Genomic DNA, 15,425 nt, shown 5'->3' with positions numbered 1-15,425 from the left:
GGTTCAAAAAAGCCTCCGGCGCAAAACCAGAGGCTTATAGCAAAAGGGGGAAGGAGTGTCAAGAAAAGTCAGAGGCTGTGACGCGAATCAGAGGCGAATCTGGACTCTGTGCAGCACCTGCTCCACCTCACTGACAAGAGCGGGACAGGCGTCCACCACCCGGCGCCCCTGGAAGTCGCAGGTGACAGCAGCCGGGGTATAGGGAATGGCTCCCACAAGCTCCAGTTCACTGCCCAATTGTCCCTGCAGGACATCCAGGGTCGTGTCCACCAGCTTGTTGGCAATGCCGTAGACGCGGGGTATGCCCAGATCCTCTGCCAGTTTCACTATGGTTCTGGCCGTGGTGAGGCTGCGTTGCCCCTGTTCCACCACAATCAGCAGAGCGTCAACGCTCTGGGCCGTACCCCGACCCAGGTGCTCAAGCCCCGCTTCCATATCGACGACCACCGCGTCCTGCTCATCCACGATCAGGTGGTTGAGCAGGGTTTTCAGCAGGGTGTTTTCAGGGCAGGCACAGCCGCTGCCCCCCGCTGAGACCGCGCCCATCTGCAGCAGCCGAATGCCATCCTGGCTGACCACGTAGCGCTCGGGAATATCTTCAACCGACGGATTCAGCGAAAACCACTGGCCGGCAGAGCCAGGTTCTGCACCGGTGCGCTCTCGAATAAGCTGACGATCGTGGGCGATGGTGACCACCTGTTGCAGCGCCTGTGGGGGAAACCCCAGGGCCATGCCCAGGTTGGCATCGGGGTCGGCGTCAATGGCGAAAACCTGTTTGCCCTGGCGGGCAAGAATATGGCACAGGGATGAGGCAATGGTGGTCTTGCCGACACCGCCTTTGCCGGAGATGGCAAGTTTCAATCCGCTTTTCATAGGTGCTCCACGGTATCTTCTGGTTGCGGGGCGTCTCCGGCGACGGACAGCCCCAGGGCGCGGCGCTTGAGGTCGATGCGATCAAGCATTTTCTGGGCTGCCAGAAAGGGATCGGTTTCGTAGATCAGTTTGCCACCGAACAGTTTGTCCAGATTGAGCTCTTCGTCTGTCCGGTCACCGGTCAGGGTTTGGGTCACCCACTCCGATCCTTTGACCTGGGGGGAAACGCCCACATGGACATCCACGCCGTGAGCCAGGAAGTAGGTTCCGATGGAGAGGGCCTTGGGGCTGTGGGTTTCGGGACAGGTTCCCACCACGGGCAGTTGTCCGATGGGGACGTCCAGGGTATCGGCGATGGCCGTCAGCAGATCGGCGGGACGGGAGTTGTCCACACAGCTGCCCATGTGCAGGGTGGGCGGCAGACTCTCCATGCCAACGGCATTGCCAACCGCTTTCAGCACGGTACGCAGGCCTTCGCCACAGTACTCCAGGCCCTTTTCATTCATCAGGTCGTGTTTGGCCAGGGAGTGGGCAGAGCAGCCGGTAGCCACTACCAGTACATTGTGTTTCAGCAGCTCGCGGGCCACGGCCACATTGCCCACGTTCTGCTGCTCGCGGGGATTGGTGCAGCCGACAATAGCCGCCACGCCACGAATCTGGCCAGAGACGATGGCATCCAGCAGTGGGGCCAGCGGGTTCTGTTCATTGAGGGCACTCAGGGCACCGACGATCTGCTCCACGGAAAATCCGGCGTAGGCTTCGGTTTTCACGGTGGGAATGGCAACCTTATCGGGATTGCGTTTGCCATAGTTGGCGATGGCGCGACGCACAATGGCCTGAGCCGCTTCATCGGCATTGTCGGGATGGAAGTCCACGTGGTGGGCACCGGGGATTTTCACATAGGGCAGGGTGGTGATGATTTCCGTGTGATAGCACTCCGCCACCTGCTGAATACCGGGCATGATGCACTGCACATCCACCACCATGGCCTCCAGCACGCCGGAGACAATCACCAGCTCCTGGCTGGAAAAGCTGGTGGCGACGGGGACACCCTGGCGCATCAGCAGCTCATTGCCCGTGCAGCAGACCCCAACCAGATTGATCCCTTCGGAACCGGCTGCCAGCGCTTCATGTCGCAGCTGCTTCGCCCAGGTGACAATCTTTTCCGACAGCAGGGGCAGGTGACCGTGCACGGCGATATTGATCTTCTTCGCGTCCAGGACACCCATATTGTACTCCGCCTTGACTGCCGTAGGGGTGCCGAACAGGATATCCTGCAGATCCGTGGACATGTGCAGACCGGAATACCCATCCACCAGTCCCATGCGCAGGCCACCCAGCAACAGGTTCAGCGGGTCGGCGTCACAGCCCATGGCCGTCCTGGTCACAGACTGGGCGATTTCCAGGTGCGCGTTGACGGGCAGCAGCCCAAGTTCCTCCCACTTGGCAACAGACTTCTTCTGTCCACGATACCGCAGCCAGTTGAGGACACCTGTCTGCTGCTGAAAGTCCTCCAGCGCCTTCAGGGCAACCGCCCTGGCAATTTCATTCACCTCGCGCCCATGGGTTTCAATGCCCAAACCATCGGCAACGCGCAGCAGCTTCTGGGGATCACGGATTTCGTAGGGCGCCTTGCCCTCTGCGGCTTCCAGCAGAGCCAGGGCAACTTCACGGCCATGTTCGGCATGGGGAGCCGCGCCTTCGGTCAGTTTCATCAGAAAATTGCGGGCCACGATGGTATCCAGGGAGGCTCCGCAAATTCCCCGCTGGGGGCCTTTTCCATTGGGCGCAATGCGGCAGGGGCCCTCCAGGCAGTGGTTACAGCAAACGCCTGTAGCGCCAAAACCGCAGGCGGTATGGGCATCGGCCCGATCAAAGGCCGTTTCCACACCTTCCTGGCGCGCTTTGGTCAGCAGCTGCTGCACGGCCGGATCCATACTCACTTCTTCGACGGTACGTGCTTTCTTCATGGCGTAACCTCCAGATTTTGAAGAGAAATCGAGTTACGCATCATCTAGCACAGACACCAAAGGGAAAAATGTCACCGGCACGACACTTGTGGGGATTTTTTGCAAGCGGCTACAGGGAGGGGGAATCCGCCGTGCTCTCCAGAAAATACGCGGGCTGAAGGATGAGGATTTTCCGGCTGCGGGTTCGCAGAATGCCTTTGTTCTCCAGCTGTCGCAGCTGGGAACTGACCGTCTGCCGCGTGCTGCCAATGGCCGTGGCAATCTGCTCCTGGGTCAGACCCATATCCAGGAGAATACCTTCGCGCACCGGCTCTCCACTGCGGCGAATGGCTTCAGCCAGGTAGTGCATGAGCCGCTTGTCCACCTCGCGGAATGCCAGGTTTTCAATAATATTTACCGTATTTTTCAGGGCATCACCCAGGATGGCCACCACACTGAGCATAAAGGCCGGGTTCTGCTCCATGATTTCGCGAAAATCGCTGACATGCACCAGGGCAATCTGGGTCTGCGCGGCCATGGCCATGCCGAACCCCCGCGCATGACCGCTGTAGACACCGCCGCGCTGCAAAACGGATATGGTGAATTCCTTGCCGTTGGGGCAGCTCAGGAAGATGCGCACACTGCCCTGCAACACCATGTAGATAAAGTCGGGAGCCTCGTGAGGGCCGAAGAGGATGCCATTTTTGTCAGCTGTTCGCCGTTGACATCGCTCCAGGTAAGTGTCAAGCAGATCGGCGGGCAGCTCCGCCATATTCTTCATGGTGTGAAAACCCGAGTCGCTTTTGCCGCCGCGCACACGAAACCTCCTGCCTCTGCCTTCAGAAGACCGTACAGTGACACAGGCCGCCGGAGGAATCAACCACGGAACACGCAGACACGTGCGGGCTATCTCCTCTGCATATTCTGGCAACAGCAGCCATACCGGCTCCCGGATGGGATATCTGGGTTCTGCAGGTTCGCAGAGCCTATGGCAGCTCCTCTGCTGGCACGAGGGCTTCATTCAGAAAATTCACCAGCTGCCGCACCAGTTCCGGTGCCAGCGGCACATCCGGATTTTCATAGGAAATCCGCTGCGCCTGCGGATCGTCTTCAACCAGCTTGAGAATATGATTCATGCCGGGAATCACATGAAGCCGCGCGTCGGGATTCGCCGCCTGAAGCGCCTGAGCCTCAGCGACCGGCACCTGCATGTCGGTCTGCCCATGGAAGATGGCAACGGGAGTACTCAGTTTCTGCAGCTCCTCGGCAGGCTGGTAAGGAAACCAGGAGATCAGGTATGGCTGCACACTCTCACGGAACAGAAGGGCCAGTTCCTGCGGCACAACCGGCACCGTCTCCCCCATTTCGAGGGACCGGATAATCGCCGCCGCTGCACGCTCAAGATCCGTCGGCAAAAGCCCGGAAACTGGTGGCGCAGCAGATCTGCGGCACTTCCTGACGGGCTGGCAAGGGTGACACGGGCGCAGTGTGGCTGCTGCTGAGCTGCCAATATGCCGATCAGGGCTCCCTCGCTGTGACCGATAACCACAACACAGTCAAAACGCGAATCGGCGACAAGCATTTCCATCCAGCTGGCGGCATCCTGAACATAGGTGTCCAGCCGTAGCTGCGACTCATCCAGTGCCGCCTGGTTGCTGGCCCCGATGCCCCGCTTGTCATAACGCACGGAAGCATAGCCCGCACGCGCCAACTCCTCAGCCAGCATCTTCAGACTGTTGTTTCGCCCCGGCAGCCCCACGGTGTTTCCGTCGCGATCCGTGGGACCGGAACCAGCAATAATCAGCGCCACCGCCGCCGTTTTCCCCGCCGCTTCCGGCAACTGCAGGGTACCGCGCAGCGTACCCGTGGCAGTCTGCAGGTGAATATCCACCGCGTGGCTCCCAGCGGACACTTCGGCGTAAACTCCCAGGATCACTGAGAACACCAACAGAAAACGCAACACTTGTACACGGCGACCTGAAAAACTCAGAGAGCCCATGACACCTCCAGGCAAACATGCCTCCTAAGAAAATTCACCATACCTTCCTCCGTTGAGAATGTCCATGCCCGCAGAAGGCAGAACCACCAAAGCGTGACTCCAGGAATGGCACGCCATTCCAATTGCATTTTACCGGTTGACCTGCCATGCCAGAGTGCGGTATCCATAGAGACAGATGAGGGCAGATCCCGTATTACTGGTGAAAACCCTCCCTCCCATTACAGATTCGAGAGCAGGAAACGGAAGACGGTGAAAATCCGTCGCGGACGCGCCGCTGTAACCGGACACATGCTGCATGGTCACTGGATAGTTATCTGGGAAGGCCATGGAGCGAAAAAAGCCGGAAGCCAGAAGACGCCCTGTTCTCAGGCCTGACAGCACCTCGCGCCAGGGTGTAGAGCAGGGGTACACGAATTCTGCTCATGGCTGAACACCGCTGCAGATTCGCGATAACTCTTCCTTACACCCATTTCCTGCCAGCAGGGGATGGGTTTTGCGTTTTCTGCGTGTATGTCCGTCATCGGGAATATGCACGCTGAGCGCTGTCAGTGCCTTTACTTTGGGTACCAATTCCAGAAAAGGAGCTGACTATGCTGACGCACACACTTGGATTTCCCCGTATGGGTTCACGCCGTGAACTGAAAACCATTCTTGAAGCCTACTGGAAGGGAACAGCCACCCTGGAGAGCCTTCAGGCCGATGGCCGCGTTCTGCGCCGTCTGCACTGGCAACTTCAGAGGCGCGCCGGTATTGACCTGGTGCCCGTAGGAGATTTCTCCTTTTACGACCACATGCTCGACATGATCGCCATGGTGGGTGCAGTACCTGAACGCTTCCGCCGGGAAGGTGAACAGGCAGACCTGGATACGCGCTTCTTTATGGCACGTGGAGTGAGGGGCAATGCGAGTGCTCCAGCCATGGAAATGACGAAATGGTTCAATACCAATTATCACTATATCGTGCCGGAGTTCTTTCCAAAGCAGCAGTTCCGGCTCTCCAGCAGTGATCTTTTTGATCACCTTGAAGAGGCGATCCAGGCAGGTTTTCCCGCCAAGCCCGTACTCCCCGGCCCCTTCACATTTCTGGCCCTGGGCAAGGAGACGGTGGAAGGTTTTGACCGCTGGCAGCATCTGGATGCCCTCGTCTCAGTGTACGAGACTATTCTCACCCGACTTGCCGCTTGCTGCCAGTGGATTCAACTGGATGAGCCCATCCTGGCCAGTGATCTCCCCAGGGCGGCCCGTGCTGAATTCACGGCCGTATACAAGCGCCTGCAAAACGCGGCAAACCCGGCGCGGATACTGGTAGCCACCTATTTTGGCGGCCTGGAAGAAAACCTGGAACTGGCTCTGGATCTGCCTGTCGCTGGCCTGCATGTCGACATGGTAAGCGCGCCGGATCAGCTGCCCGCCCTCCTGAGCCAGTGGCCAACATCCAGGTATCTCTCTCTGGGGCTGGTGGACGGCCGCAATGTGTGGCGCACCGATCTTGACCAGGCACGCGAGGTAGCCGAATACGCGTCACAGTGGATTGGCGAAGAGCAGGTCATGCTGGGAACCTCCTGCTCTTTACTCCATGTTCCCGTTGACCTTGAACTGGAGCATGAGCTGGATCCGGAAATTTTCAACTGGCTTGCCTTTGCCCGCCAGAAGTGCGGCGAACTGAATCTGCTGCGCTCCGCCCTTGCCGGCAAACCAGTCGCGGCATCCTTCGAGGAGAATCGCCAGGCGTTGGCGGCACGGGCAGGCAGCAAACGCGTCAGGCGTCAATCCGTACGACACCAGATGGAAGCCCTCACCCCCGAAATCTCTGTGCGTCAGGAGACCTCTGATCAGCGGCGCCTCGCCCAGAGTGAACGTTTCAACCTGCCCCTGCTGCCGACTACGACCATAGGATCTTTCCCGCAGACACCGGAAATCCGGGCAGTCCGTCATCGCTTCCGCCAGGGGCACATAACCGCGGAAGATTATCAACAGACGATCAAGGAATACATCTGTCAGGTCATTGACTTCCAGGAAGAGTCCGGCCTTGATGTTTTTGTGCATGGAGAATTCGAACGTACCGACATGGTGGAGTACTTTGCTGAGCACCTGGAGGGTTTCTGTTTTACCCGCCACGGCTGGGTACAGAGCTATGGCAGCCGCTGCGTCAAACCACCGGTTCTCTACGGCGACGTGGAGCGACCGCATCCCATCAGCGTACAATGGACCCAGTATGCTCAATCCCTGACAGGAAAACCGGTCAAAGGTATGCTTACCGGCCCGGTAACCCTGCTGAACTGGAGTTTTGTACGCGACGATCAACCACGCCGCGAGACGTGCCTGCAACTGGCTCTTGCCATGCGCGCTGAAGTGCTTGATCTGGAAGAGGCTGGTATAGGAATCATCCAGGTTGATGAAGCCGCTTTGCGCGAAGGACTTCCCCTGCGACGGGAACAGTGGCGCGACTCTCTTTCCTGGGCTGTTGATGCCTTTCGACTGACCACCTCAGGAGTCCGGAAGCACACACAGATTCACACCCATATGTGCTACAGCGATTTCAATCACATTGTGGAATGGCTGGCTTTCATGGATGCCGATGTCATAAGCATTGAAGCGAGCCGCAGCCACATGGAGCTCCTTCAGGCCTTCCAGAATGTCCGCTATCCCAATGACATCGGCCCCGGTATCTGGGACATCCACAGTCCACGCATTCCATCGGTGGAAGAGATATCCAGTCTCCTCTGCCGCGCGCTGCAGATCCTTCCCGCAGAACGCCTCTGGGTAAACCCGGACTGCGGACTGAAAACCCGCACCTGGCCAGAGGTTCGCGCCAGCATTCATAACATGGTCAGCGCCGCCACCGCCATGCGCTCAGCCCTGAGTCCTGCAATGGCCGCCAGCCAATCGTAATCGTGACGGCCTGAAGGAAAATGCTGAACCCACCGGAAAACAGGGCAGTCCACGCTTCTCACTCAAGCACATAGCGCAGGGGGAAGCGCAGGGACTCCGGTGATGACCCGGAAAGGTCGGCCACAAAGGAGCGGGCGACCCGCTCCAGGGTTTGTTCGGCGGCACGTCTGAGCAGGCGGTGGCTGCCCTGCTCTTCGATGAGAAACTCCACCAGGCGACCCTGTTCGTCGAGAGTGACCGTAATCATCAACTCCCCTTCCAGGCCCATGCGCCGCGCTGGCAGGGGGTAGAACTTCTCCGACTCCACGGCGCGCAGCAATTCATCCAGCAGGTCTGCCTGCCGGTGGGATTCATGCGCAGCCTGGCTGACGGGGGCATTCGCCTCAGCCACCGCTTCAAAATCCGCTGGTGGCACTTCGGCAATTTCCGGAATTACTTCGTCCGGAACCTGTTCCTGTTCAGCTTCCTGAACGACAGTTTCGGGTTCAGGCGCAACTTCCGGTATCGGCTCTGCGGGAACCGGCACGGGGTTCACCGGAACTCTTTCTGCCGGTGGTTCGGGCAGGGTCACGGGCTTGACGACCGGTGGCGGTGGGGGACTGGGAATCTCCGGCAACGCAGGTGGTGACGCGAAGGCCATGGTGAGTGGCTGCGCCGGTGGGCGCAGCGGCTCACGCGCCGCAGGCTCAGGGGCAGCCATGGCTGCCAGCAGGCTGATGCCAAGCAGGACGGTCAGCAGCAGGGCCAGACGGGAGCTGAGGCGTTCATACGACTCAGCGTCGGTCATGGGGAAGAGTCGTGACCACAAAGTCCACTCTTCCCTGGGCCTGAGCCTGATCCACCACATGGGCGAAAGATTCAAAAGGCGCATGTTTATCCACATAAAAGTTCAGAGGTTTGTCGGGGTGATGCTGAAGCAGTGCCGCCACTTCCGAGCGCGGTATCACGTCATCGCCATGGTAGATGTTCCCATCCCTGGCAATGGTGATTACCAGCCAATCGCGCTGCTCCAGGGTTGCCGCGCTCTCGCTGTCGGGCAGGCTGACTTCCAGGGCCGGGCGCAGAAAAGTGGTGGCCATGATAAAGAAGATAAGCAGCAGGAAAACCGCATCGATCAGCGGGGTCAGGTCGATGCGCTCATCCATGAGATCGTCGTCATGATCAAAGGGACAGTGCATCAGGATGCCTCCCGCTCCACCGGGCAGCGCACGTCCAGCAGCTCCACTGCCCGGTAGCTGTGCTCAATGGCTTCAATGCGAAAGCCTTTAAGTTTCAGGCTCAGCACATAGTAGAACACCAGGGTGGGCACAGCGATGCCCAGCCCCAGGATAGTGGTCAGAATGGCCTCCCAGATACCGGCGGCCAGCATATCCTGCTGGGGAACGGCACTGGCGGCAATCTCCTGAAACACCCGCACCATGCCCACCATGGTGCCCATGAGCCCCAGCAGCGGTGATATCACCGCAATCAACCGCAGGTAGGTCACGTGCTTGTTCACCCGCTCAAAGTTGCGGTGGAAGAGGTAAGCCACTTCCGCCCGCAGATCCTGGGAGTGCTCAGCGTGGGTTTTCACCACACTGGCCACAATCTGGGTCAGGGGATTCGTGGTGGTGCCGCACAGCTCGTCAATGTAGCCCTGCTGGCGATTGCCCAGATTGTCAAAGCGGCGGCAGAAATCCCGGCCCACCAGGTGCAGGTAGATGCCGTTGCGCAGGCACAGGTAGGTGGCGATGCCGCCCAGTACCACCAGGATAACGCCAATGGGGCCAATGAAGCCCGCCAGGGTCAGCAGAAATTCCATCAGGGGCGTCCCGCCAGCGCAAAGTACTCTTTCACGGCCGCAGAAAAGACCTTGGCGGCATTCATGGTATCGGTTTCATCGGGGTGTTTGGCAGCTTCCTCCAGACGCGCCTTGCGCTCCGGAGTCATGGGGTGGCGCTCCGGCGCGTAGCGGGCCATGGCCTCCACCACCTTGGGATCCACCTTGCCCTGGCACATGAAGCGGCAGATGACGCGGTTGTCATTCTCCTCCATCATGCGCACGGCACTCTCCATGCACTCACGGGCATGATCGGAGTCGGGCCAGGCCCCCAGGGTGCCGAACAGGCCAACCACCGTTCCCCGGAGACGCTTCATGAATTCCTGAGCCTGTTCATCGGGCACCCCTTTATCCACCCAGAAGCCGATGGCGACAAAATCATGGTCAAGGGTCTGAGGGGCGCACTCCACGGAGACGGTTTCCACGTCACCGGGCAAAACCGGAGCAATGGCGTCGGCAATCATGCGGGTATTGCCAGTGCGGCTGGAATAGGCAACCAGGGCTTTCATGAATGGTCTCCATATTTGGCTTTCAGCGTGAGGAAGTGGTTTTTTACCTCGTCGAGCAGTTGGCGGGTTTCGGGATCACGCCCCACATAGACGGCAAACATGGGCTTGCCCTCACGGGTGAAGAAGTGCACGCTGTGACTTTCCACCCCGAAGTGGGGCTTGGACAGCAGCCAGATGGAGCCCAGCTTGCCGATAAAGATATGTCCGCCCAGGGGATTGTCGGCCTCGTGCAGATTAAACATGCCATGCCCGCTGCTGCCCTGGGGCAGGGTGCCTTTCACCTCCACCACCATGCCTTCATTGACGACGATAAAGGTAATGCGTTTCCATTGCGATATTTCCTTCCACAGATCCATAAAATGGTCTGCGGGTACGGCAACTGCCATGTCCGGGGACAGCAGGGGCATGATCTGGCCTTCTTCCAGGCCATGCTCGCGGGCCAGCTGGGAAAGCATGATGCTGGGGTTCTTTTCAACAATGGCTCGTATTTCGTCTTGTAAGGTTTCTGGCACTGATGTCATTGACATGGCTCCTTATGGGATTTTTCAGGATACGTTCACGAGGTCTTTTTCTGCTGGTGCGCCCAGCTCCAGCTTGCAGGTGCAGGACCGCTGCAGCAGCTCCAGGTCGTGGCTGATGAGCAGGACACACCCCCCCAGCCCGGCAAAACGGGCCAGGTTGTCGGCGATAATGGCCATATTTTCCCCGTCGAGCCCGCTGGTGGGCTCGTCCAGGATAAAGATATAGGGTTGGCGGATCTGTCCGCAGGCGATGACCAGGCGCTGGCGCTCTCCGCCGGAGAGAGACTGGGGGTGGCGCTCGGCCAGGTGCTCCAGCCGATACTCCCGCAGCAGCTTTTCCACCTCTGCGGGACGGACACCGGCGTGGGAGCTGGCAGCGGCCGAGTGCAGTTCCGAACGCACGGTCTTCATATGCAGCTGGTGGTCGGTGTTCTGCAGCACAATGCTGGTGCGGCGCAGCAGCTCGCGGGCGCTGACCTTTTCCCCGCCAAGGGCAATACTGCCCCGATCCATCTTCTGCAGGCCAGTAAGCAGGCGGGCGAAAGTGGTTTTCCCCACGCCATTGGGACCGAGCAGGCCGATGATTTCGCCACGGGGCAGGCGGAAGGACTCGCCGTGAAACAGGGGCGGGTTACGGCGATAGGCAAAGTGAAGCTCCTGCACGTCTATAAACGGGTCGGTATCGGCCACACTGCCCAGGGAAGCGCGAACATCATCAACCCGGGTGCTGCGCAGCCCGTAGCGGGACTGCAGCGCGCGCTCGTCCAGGCGGCAGTAGTCGGTCACTTCGACGATACTCCCGCCTTCCATGACAATCACCCGGTCCACCACTTCGCGCAGCCAGTACAGGCGATGATCAACGATCAGGAGGGTCATTCCCGCCTGTTTCAGTTCCAGCAGGGTCTTGGCCAGTTCTGCTGTCGATTCAGGATCCAGGTTGGCACTGGGCTCATCCAGAATAAGAATCCGGGGAGCCAGGGACATGACCGAAGCCAGGGCCACTTTCTGCTTCTGTCCTTCCGAAAGGTGATGGACGCTGGCACCCGCCAGGCTCGTGATGCCAAACTGCTCCATGGCCACCTGTATATGGCGCTGCATCAGGCTGGGCTGGGTATTGCGCCACTCGTGGGCGAAGGCCATTTCGTCTTCCACGTTGAGGGCGAAGAACTGCTGCTCGGGATCCTGGAACAGGGTGCCCACATCCCGACTGATCCCGTGAATGGAGCGCTGGCGATTGTCGTGACCATTGACACTCACTGTGCCCTGCAGATCGCCCTGGAAGTACCAGGGCGCCAGGCCATTGAGCAGACGGATGATGGTGGACTTGCCCGAGCCCGAAGCTCCGGTGACCAGCACGGCTTCGCCGGGGGCCACGTGGAAGCTGAGGTCGCGCACAGCGGGGGTACTCTGAAAGGGATAGGTATAACTCACGGCGTCAAAGGTAATCATACATACTCCTTACATCCCCATGATGCTGCGGGAAGGCAGTTGTACATGGGCCACCAGGGAAGCAGTGATCATGGCAAAAAACAGCGCTCCGGCCACGGCGTCGCGCCAGGTGAGGGTGTTGGTGCGGTAACGACTCACGTCCCTGCTGTAGCCCACTCCTTTGAGTTCGGCCGCCATGCCCAGTTCATCGGACGTGCGCAGAGCCCGAAAGAGGATGGGAATAAAGAGCAGGCGCAGGCCCATCAGGGGATGGCGCAGCAGAAAGAGGGGGTTCAGACGGTATCCTTTGATTTTCAGGGATTCGGATATCTGTTTGATATCCTCGAGAAACGAAGGGATAAAGCGAATCATCACCGTGGCTGGGATATAGAGCCAGTAGGGCAGACGCAGGGTCTTCAGCGCCGTCATGATGCCCTGCACCCGTGACGAAAGCGCCATGGCCAGCAAGGTGTTCATGAGCACTGCGGAGCGCAGGAAGGGCACCAGCAGGCTATCAAGCCCTGACGCACCAAAGCGCGGCAGGAACAGGCCCATCAAGTAGAGAAAGCCGATGGCCATCAGCCACATGAGACCCAACACTCCGTAGGCAATGGCGATAACGCCAAAGCGCCGTGACAAAAAGGCGTAGATGGCACTGGCAATAGCCAGGGAAGCCAGAATCCAGGGGTTACTGAGAATGATGACCACAATGGCGGCCACCAGGCTGATCAGCATCTTGGTGCGCACATCCAGCTGGTGCAGCGGGGTTTCATCGCGGCGGATATCAGTGGCGGATAATGCCGGCATGGCGCAACTCCTTGACAAAATAGCGGCCCACAAAGAGACCGATAATGGAGCCGATGTACCCGATGGCCACGATAACGGCGACCATGGCGATGATGCGGGGCTCCTCCCGCATCATCAGCCAGGAAAACCCAAGGCCAATGGTCTTGGAGAGCAGGTCATAGATAGCCACCCCCACCATGATGCTCCAGGTGAAGCGATAGCCACCCAGCGCCATGATGACTCCCTCGGCAATCAGCCCCGCCAGAATGGAGGCGGGAATGAGCACCAGGCTGCCCCCCAGCATCAGGGCTGAGATAATGGCGCTGATGACGAGAAAGAGGGTCAGGGTACCGAACTTGCGCACCTTGTAGAGCATCACCACCAGCAAAGCCGTGAAGATCACATTTTTGAGGATCAGGGTCAGGGGGTTCATGCCGCCGCCCATCAGGGCCACCAGAATACTGGATACCTTGACCACAGCGGCAAATATCCCCACCACCACCAGATCCGGTACCTGCCAGTAGCGATTGAGGGTAAGAACCTGGGCATTGCTCATCAGAAGGCCCCACTGATACCGACGACGAAGTGTCGGCCAGCCATGGGAATGGACTCCTGGGAGACGGTATACTTCTCATCGGTGAGGTTGTTGAGGTTGAGATTCAGCTCATACTGCTGCCGACTGCCGAAGGTGAATCCCATGGTCAGATTCAGGGTCTGCCAGGAATCATCAGTGTCGATGGTACCATCGGAGTTTTCCCGCTCCGCCTTGCCTGCTGCCCGCACATAGGCGTCCAGATTGGCGTCCACACCAGCAGCGATGGCGCGCTCATGGCGCAGGCCGATGCGGCCCTGCAGCTCGGGATTCCCGGTTTTCCAGGTGTTCAGGTCTTCCGACTCGAACTTGCGCTTCAGCCAGGTGGCTGAGCCGTAGGGAGTCAGGTTCAAAGATTCCACCAGATAGGCTACCGCAACCTCCATACCGTGGGTGGAGGCCTTGTCCACATTGGCAAAGGTGTTGGCATTGTTTATGGTCGGGTGAGCCGCTGTGGTGATGTAGTCCTCGGTCTTGCTGGCAAAGAGGGCGGCGTCTACCAGCAGGTTCTGGCCAAAGTGGCGCAGGCCGATCTCAACGTTGTCGGAGGTCTCCGGCTCCAGATCCGGGTTGCTGTAGGTGGGATTCTGACTGCCGTGAACCGTGCCGATAAAGAGCTGCTGCAGGGTAGGCAGCCGGTAGCCCTGGGAATAGCTGGCCCGCAGAGCCGTGTCCTCCAGTCCCTGCCAGGTCAGGCCGATGGAATACACCAGTTTGCTGTCGCGGCTGGAGTCCTCTTCCAGTCCCGGCTCCTCGGCGGAGGTCAACTCATTGCGAGCCCAGGTCTGACGAAGGCCCAGGGTCAGAATGGTATCGGGATTGAGGCTCCACTCGTCCTGCACATACAGGGCGTAGAAGTCACTTTTGGCTTTATTGGTGTAGCTGGACTCCACAAATTCCTGCGGCTGCGCGTTGAACGGGGGCATAGGCGCCCATGGCCCCCGTTGGCGCCTGAACTCGTCTGCCTTCAGGCGATCCTGGATGAGCTCCACCCCGGCAATCACATAGTGATCATCGGCCACCAGCCAGTCGGTCTGTACCGCCAGGCCGTAGGTGTCCTGATCGTTTTCCGTGCGGTTACGCATCTGCAGGGGAATCTGTACCGCAGGCATGGGCCTGACATCCATATCCATGCGGAAATCCTTATAGGTGTTCTGGGCGTAGGCGTCGGTCCGCAGCTTCACCAGGGCGTCACTGAGATGCTCCGCTTCATAGAAGAACGACACTTTCTCCCGCGACCACTCGGGCAGATCCTGGGCAAAATGCTCCATGGTTCCGGAGATGGTGCCTTCCGGGACATAGGTGCGATAATCGCCATTGTAGGTGTCATAGCGGCCACCGACGATGAAGTCGTCACCCTGGTAATCGATGTAGGCAAAGATGCTGGATTCTTTATAGGCGGTTCCATCTGCTGTGCCACCGGGGGTGTCGCGGTCATCGTGGTCCGACCAGGCGCCTCCCACCCGGTACCCCATGCGGCCGCTCTTGCCATAGACCGAAAGGTGCTGGCGGGTTCCCTCGGTGGAGGAATCATAGGAGAGTCCCACATCAACCTGCACCGGGCGTTCACCGCCTTTTTTGGTGATAATATTCACCACGCCACCAATGGCTTCAGATCCGTAGAGCACCGATGACGGGCCCTTGATGATCTCGATGCGCTCAATCAGGGCCGGGTCCATCAGAAACACCGCACCGGTCATGGCCTTCTGCTCTGAAGTTTTCTGGCCATCAATCAGGATCAGAACCCGCGCTCCCGACTCGCCGCGGATAAAGACGCGCTTGGCACCACTGACGGAACCATCGTGCACCTCCACGCCGGGAATGTCCCGCAGGGCCTCAGCCACCACTGCGGCACCGCCGCGCCGGATCTCCTCGGAACTCACCGAGCTTACCGACGCGGGAACCTCCAGCAGCTCCCGTTCAGCGCGGGTAGCGGTCACCGTCACCCCACGCTGGCCTGTTTCCTCCTGTGCCTGAACCGGCAATGCTGCAGCGCTTATCAACCCCGCCATACACAGGGCACCGACTCGTTTGATACTCATATCCACACTCCACTCG

General features: G+C 59.2%; 15 protein-coding genes and 1 riboswitch. Of the genes, 1 reads left to right on the top strand and 14 read right to left on the bottom strand.

The window, feature by feature from the left end; all coding sequences use genetic code 11:
- Window positions 1-87: 87 nt before the first annotated feature.
- The 5 genes from ACZ46I_RS07140 to ACZ46I_RS07120 form a co-directional block, all read right to left on the bottom strand.
- A complete protein-coding gene (locus ACZ46I_RS07140) occupies window positions 88-873 on the bottom strand; it encodes an ATP-binding protein (RefSeq protein ID WP_226507885.1) in 786 nt (261 codons plus the stop codon).
- Entirely contained in the window at window positions 870-2,843 is a 1,974-nt protein-coding gene (cooS, locus tag ACZ46I_RS07135; protein ID WP_464280359.1) for an anaerobic carbon-monoxide dehydrogenase catalytic subunit, read from the bottom strand. The genes ACZ46I_RS07140 and cooS overlap by 4 nt, the downstream gene beginning before the upstream one ends.
- A gap of 109 nt (window positions 2,844-2,952) precedes the next feature.
- Window positions 2,953-3,639, bottom strand: coding sequence for a Crp/Fnr family transcriptional regulator (locus ACZ46I_RS07130; protein WP_013506613.1), 687 nt, complete (start codon window positions 3,637-3,639; stop codon window positions 2,953-2,955).
- A 169-nt stretch (window positions 3,640-3,808) separates the two neighbouring features.
- On the bottom strand, window positions 3,809-4,129 hold the full coding sequence (locus ACZ46I_RS07125) for an alpha/beta fold hydrolase (protein WP_464280358.1): 321 nt from the start codon (window positions 4,127-4,129) through the stop codon (window positions 3,809-3,811).
- Window positions 4,114-4,758: an alpha/beta hydrolase gene (locus ACZ46I_RS07120; RefSeq protein ID WP_464280357.1), complete on the bottom strand. Its 645-nt coding sequence runs from the start codon at window positions 4,756-4,758 to the stop codon at window positions 4,114-4,116. Before ACZ46I_RS07120 ends, ACZ46I_RS07125 begins: the two co-directional genes overlap by 16 nt.
- Window positions 4,759-5,025: 267 nt before the next feature.
- Window positions 5,026-5,199, top strand: a riboswitch (cobalamin riboswitch).
- A gap of 212 nt (window positions 5,200-5,411) precedes the next feature.
- Here ACZ46I_RS07120 and metE point away from each other — a divergent pair.
- Window positions 5,412-7,712 (top strand): 5-methyltetrahydropteroyltriglutamate--homocysteine S-methyltransferase, encoded by a 2,301-nt coding sequence (metE, locus tag ACZ46I_RS07115; protein WP_464280356.1) that lies wholly within the window; start codon window positions 5,412-5,414, stop codon window positions 7,710-7,712.
- 58 nt (window positions 7,713-7,770) lie between these two features.
- On the opposite strand, the gene ACZ46I_RS07110 is transcribed toward metE, so the two are convergent.
- From ACZ46I_RS07110 to ACZ46I_RS07070, 9 genes are read right to left on the bottom strand one after another with little or no spacing between them, the layout of a single operon-like run.
- Window positions 7,771-8,520: an energy transducer TonB gene (locus ACZ46I_RS07110; protein ID WP_464280355.1), complete on the bottom strand. Its 750-nt coding sequence runs from the start codon at window positions 8,518-8,520 to the stop codon at window positions 7,771-7,773.
- Window positions 8,486-8,890 (bottom strand): ExbD/TolR family protein, encoded by a 405-nt coding sequence (locus ACZ46I_RS07105; RefSeq protein WP_464280354.1) that lies wholly within the window; start codon window positions 8,888-8,890, stop codon window positions 8,486-8,488. Before ACZ46I_RS07105 ends, ACZ46I_RS07110 begins: the two co-directional genes overlap by 35 nt.
- Window positions 8,890-9,513, bottom strand: coding sequence for a MotA/TolQ/ExbB proton channel family protein (locus tag ACZ46I_RS07100; protein ID WP_013506618.1), 624 nt, complete (start codon window positions 9,511-9,513; stop codon window positions 8,890-8,892). The genes ACZ46I_RS07105 and ACZ46I_RS07100 overlap by 1 nt, the downstream gene beginning before the upstream one ends.
- The gene (locus tag ACZ46I_RS07095; RefSeq protein ID WP_464280353.1) at window positions 9,513-10,040 is read right to left on the bottom strand and encodes a flavodoxin family protein; all 528 of its coding nucleotides are present in this window, start codon (window positions 10,038-10,040) and stop codon (window positions 9,513-9,515) included. The genes ACZ46I_RS07100 and ACZ46I_RS07095 overlap by 1 nt, the downstream gene beginning before the upstream one ends.
- Entirely contained in the window at window positions 10,037-10,561 is a 525-nt protein-coding gene (gene hutX / locus ACZ46I_RS07090) for a heme utilization cystosolic carrier protein HutX (protein ID WP_464280352.1), read from the bottom strand. The genes ACZ46I_RS07095 and hutX overlap by 4 nt, the downstream gene beginning before the upstream one ends.
- Before the next feature lie 24 nt (window positions 10,562-10,585).
- Window positions 10,586-12,010, bottom strand: a complete 1,425-nt coding sequence (locus ACZ46I_RS07085; RefSeq protein WP_464280351.1) for an ABC transporter ATP-binding protein — start codon at window positions 12,008-12,010, stop codon at window positions 10,586-10,588.
- Window positions 12,011-12,019: 9 nt separating this feature from the next.
- Window positions 12,020-12,796, bottom strand: coding sequence for an energy-coupling factor transporter transmembrane component T family protein (locus ACZ46I_RS07080; protein WP_464280350.1), 777 nt, complete (start codon window positions 12,794-12,796; stop codon window positions 12,020-12,022).
- Complete coding sequence (locus ACZ46I_RS07075) at window positions 12,774-13,331, bottom strand: MptD family putative ECF transporter S component (protein WP_013506623.1); 558 nt, start codon at window positions 13,329-13,331, stop codon at window positions 12,774-12,776. The genes ACZ46I_RS07080 and ACZ46I_RS07075 overlap by 23 nt, the downstream gene beginning before the upstream one ends.
- Window positions 13,331-15,409: a TonB-dependent receptor plug domain-containing protein gene (locus ACZ46I_RS07070; RefSeq protein ID WP_464280349.1), complete on the bottom strand. Its 2,079-nt coding sequence runs from the start codon at window positions 15,407-15,409 to the stop codon at window positions 13,331-13,333. Before ACZ46I_RS07070 ends, ACZ46I_RS07075 begins: the two co-directional genes overlap by 1 nt.
- Window positions 15,410-15,425 lie beyond the last annotated feature (16 nt).

The organism is Desulfurispirillum alkaliphilum (assembly GCF_055378285.1).
This window is presented reverse-complemented; position numbering and strand designations above follow the sequence as displayed.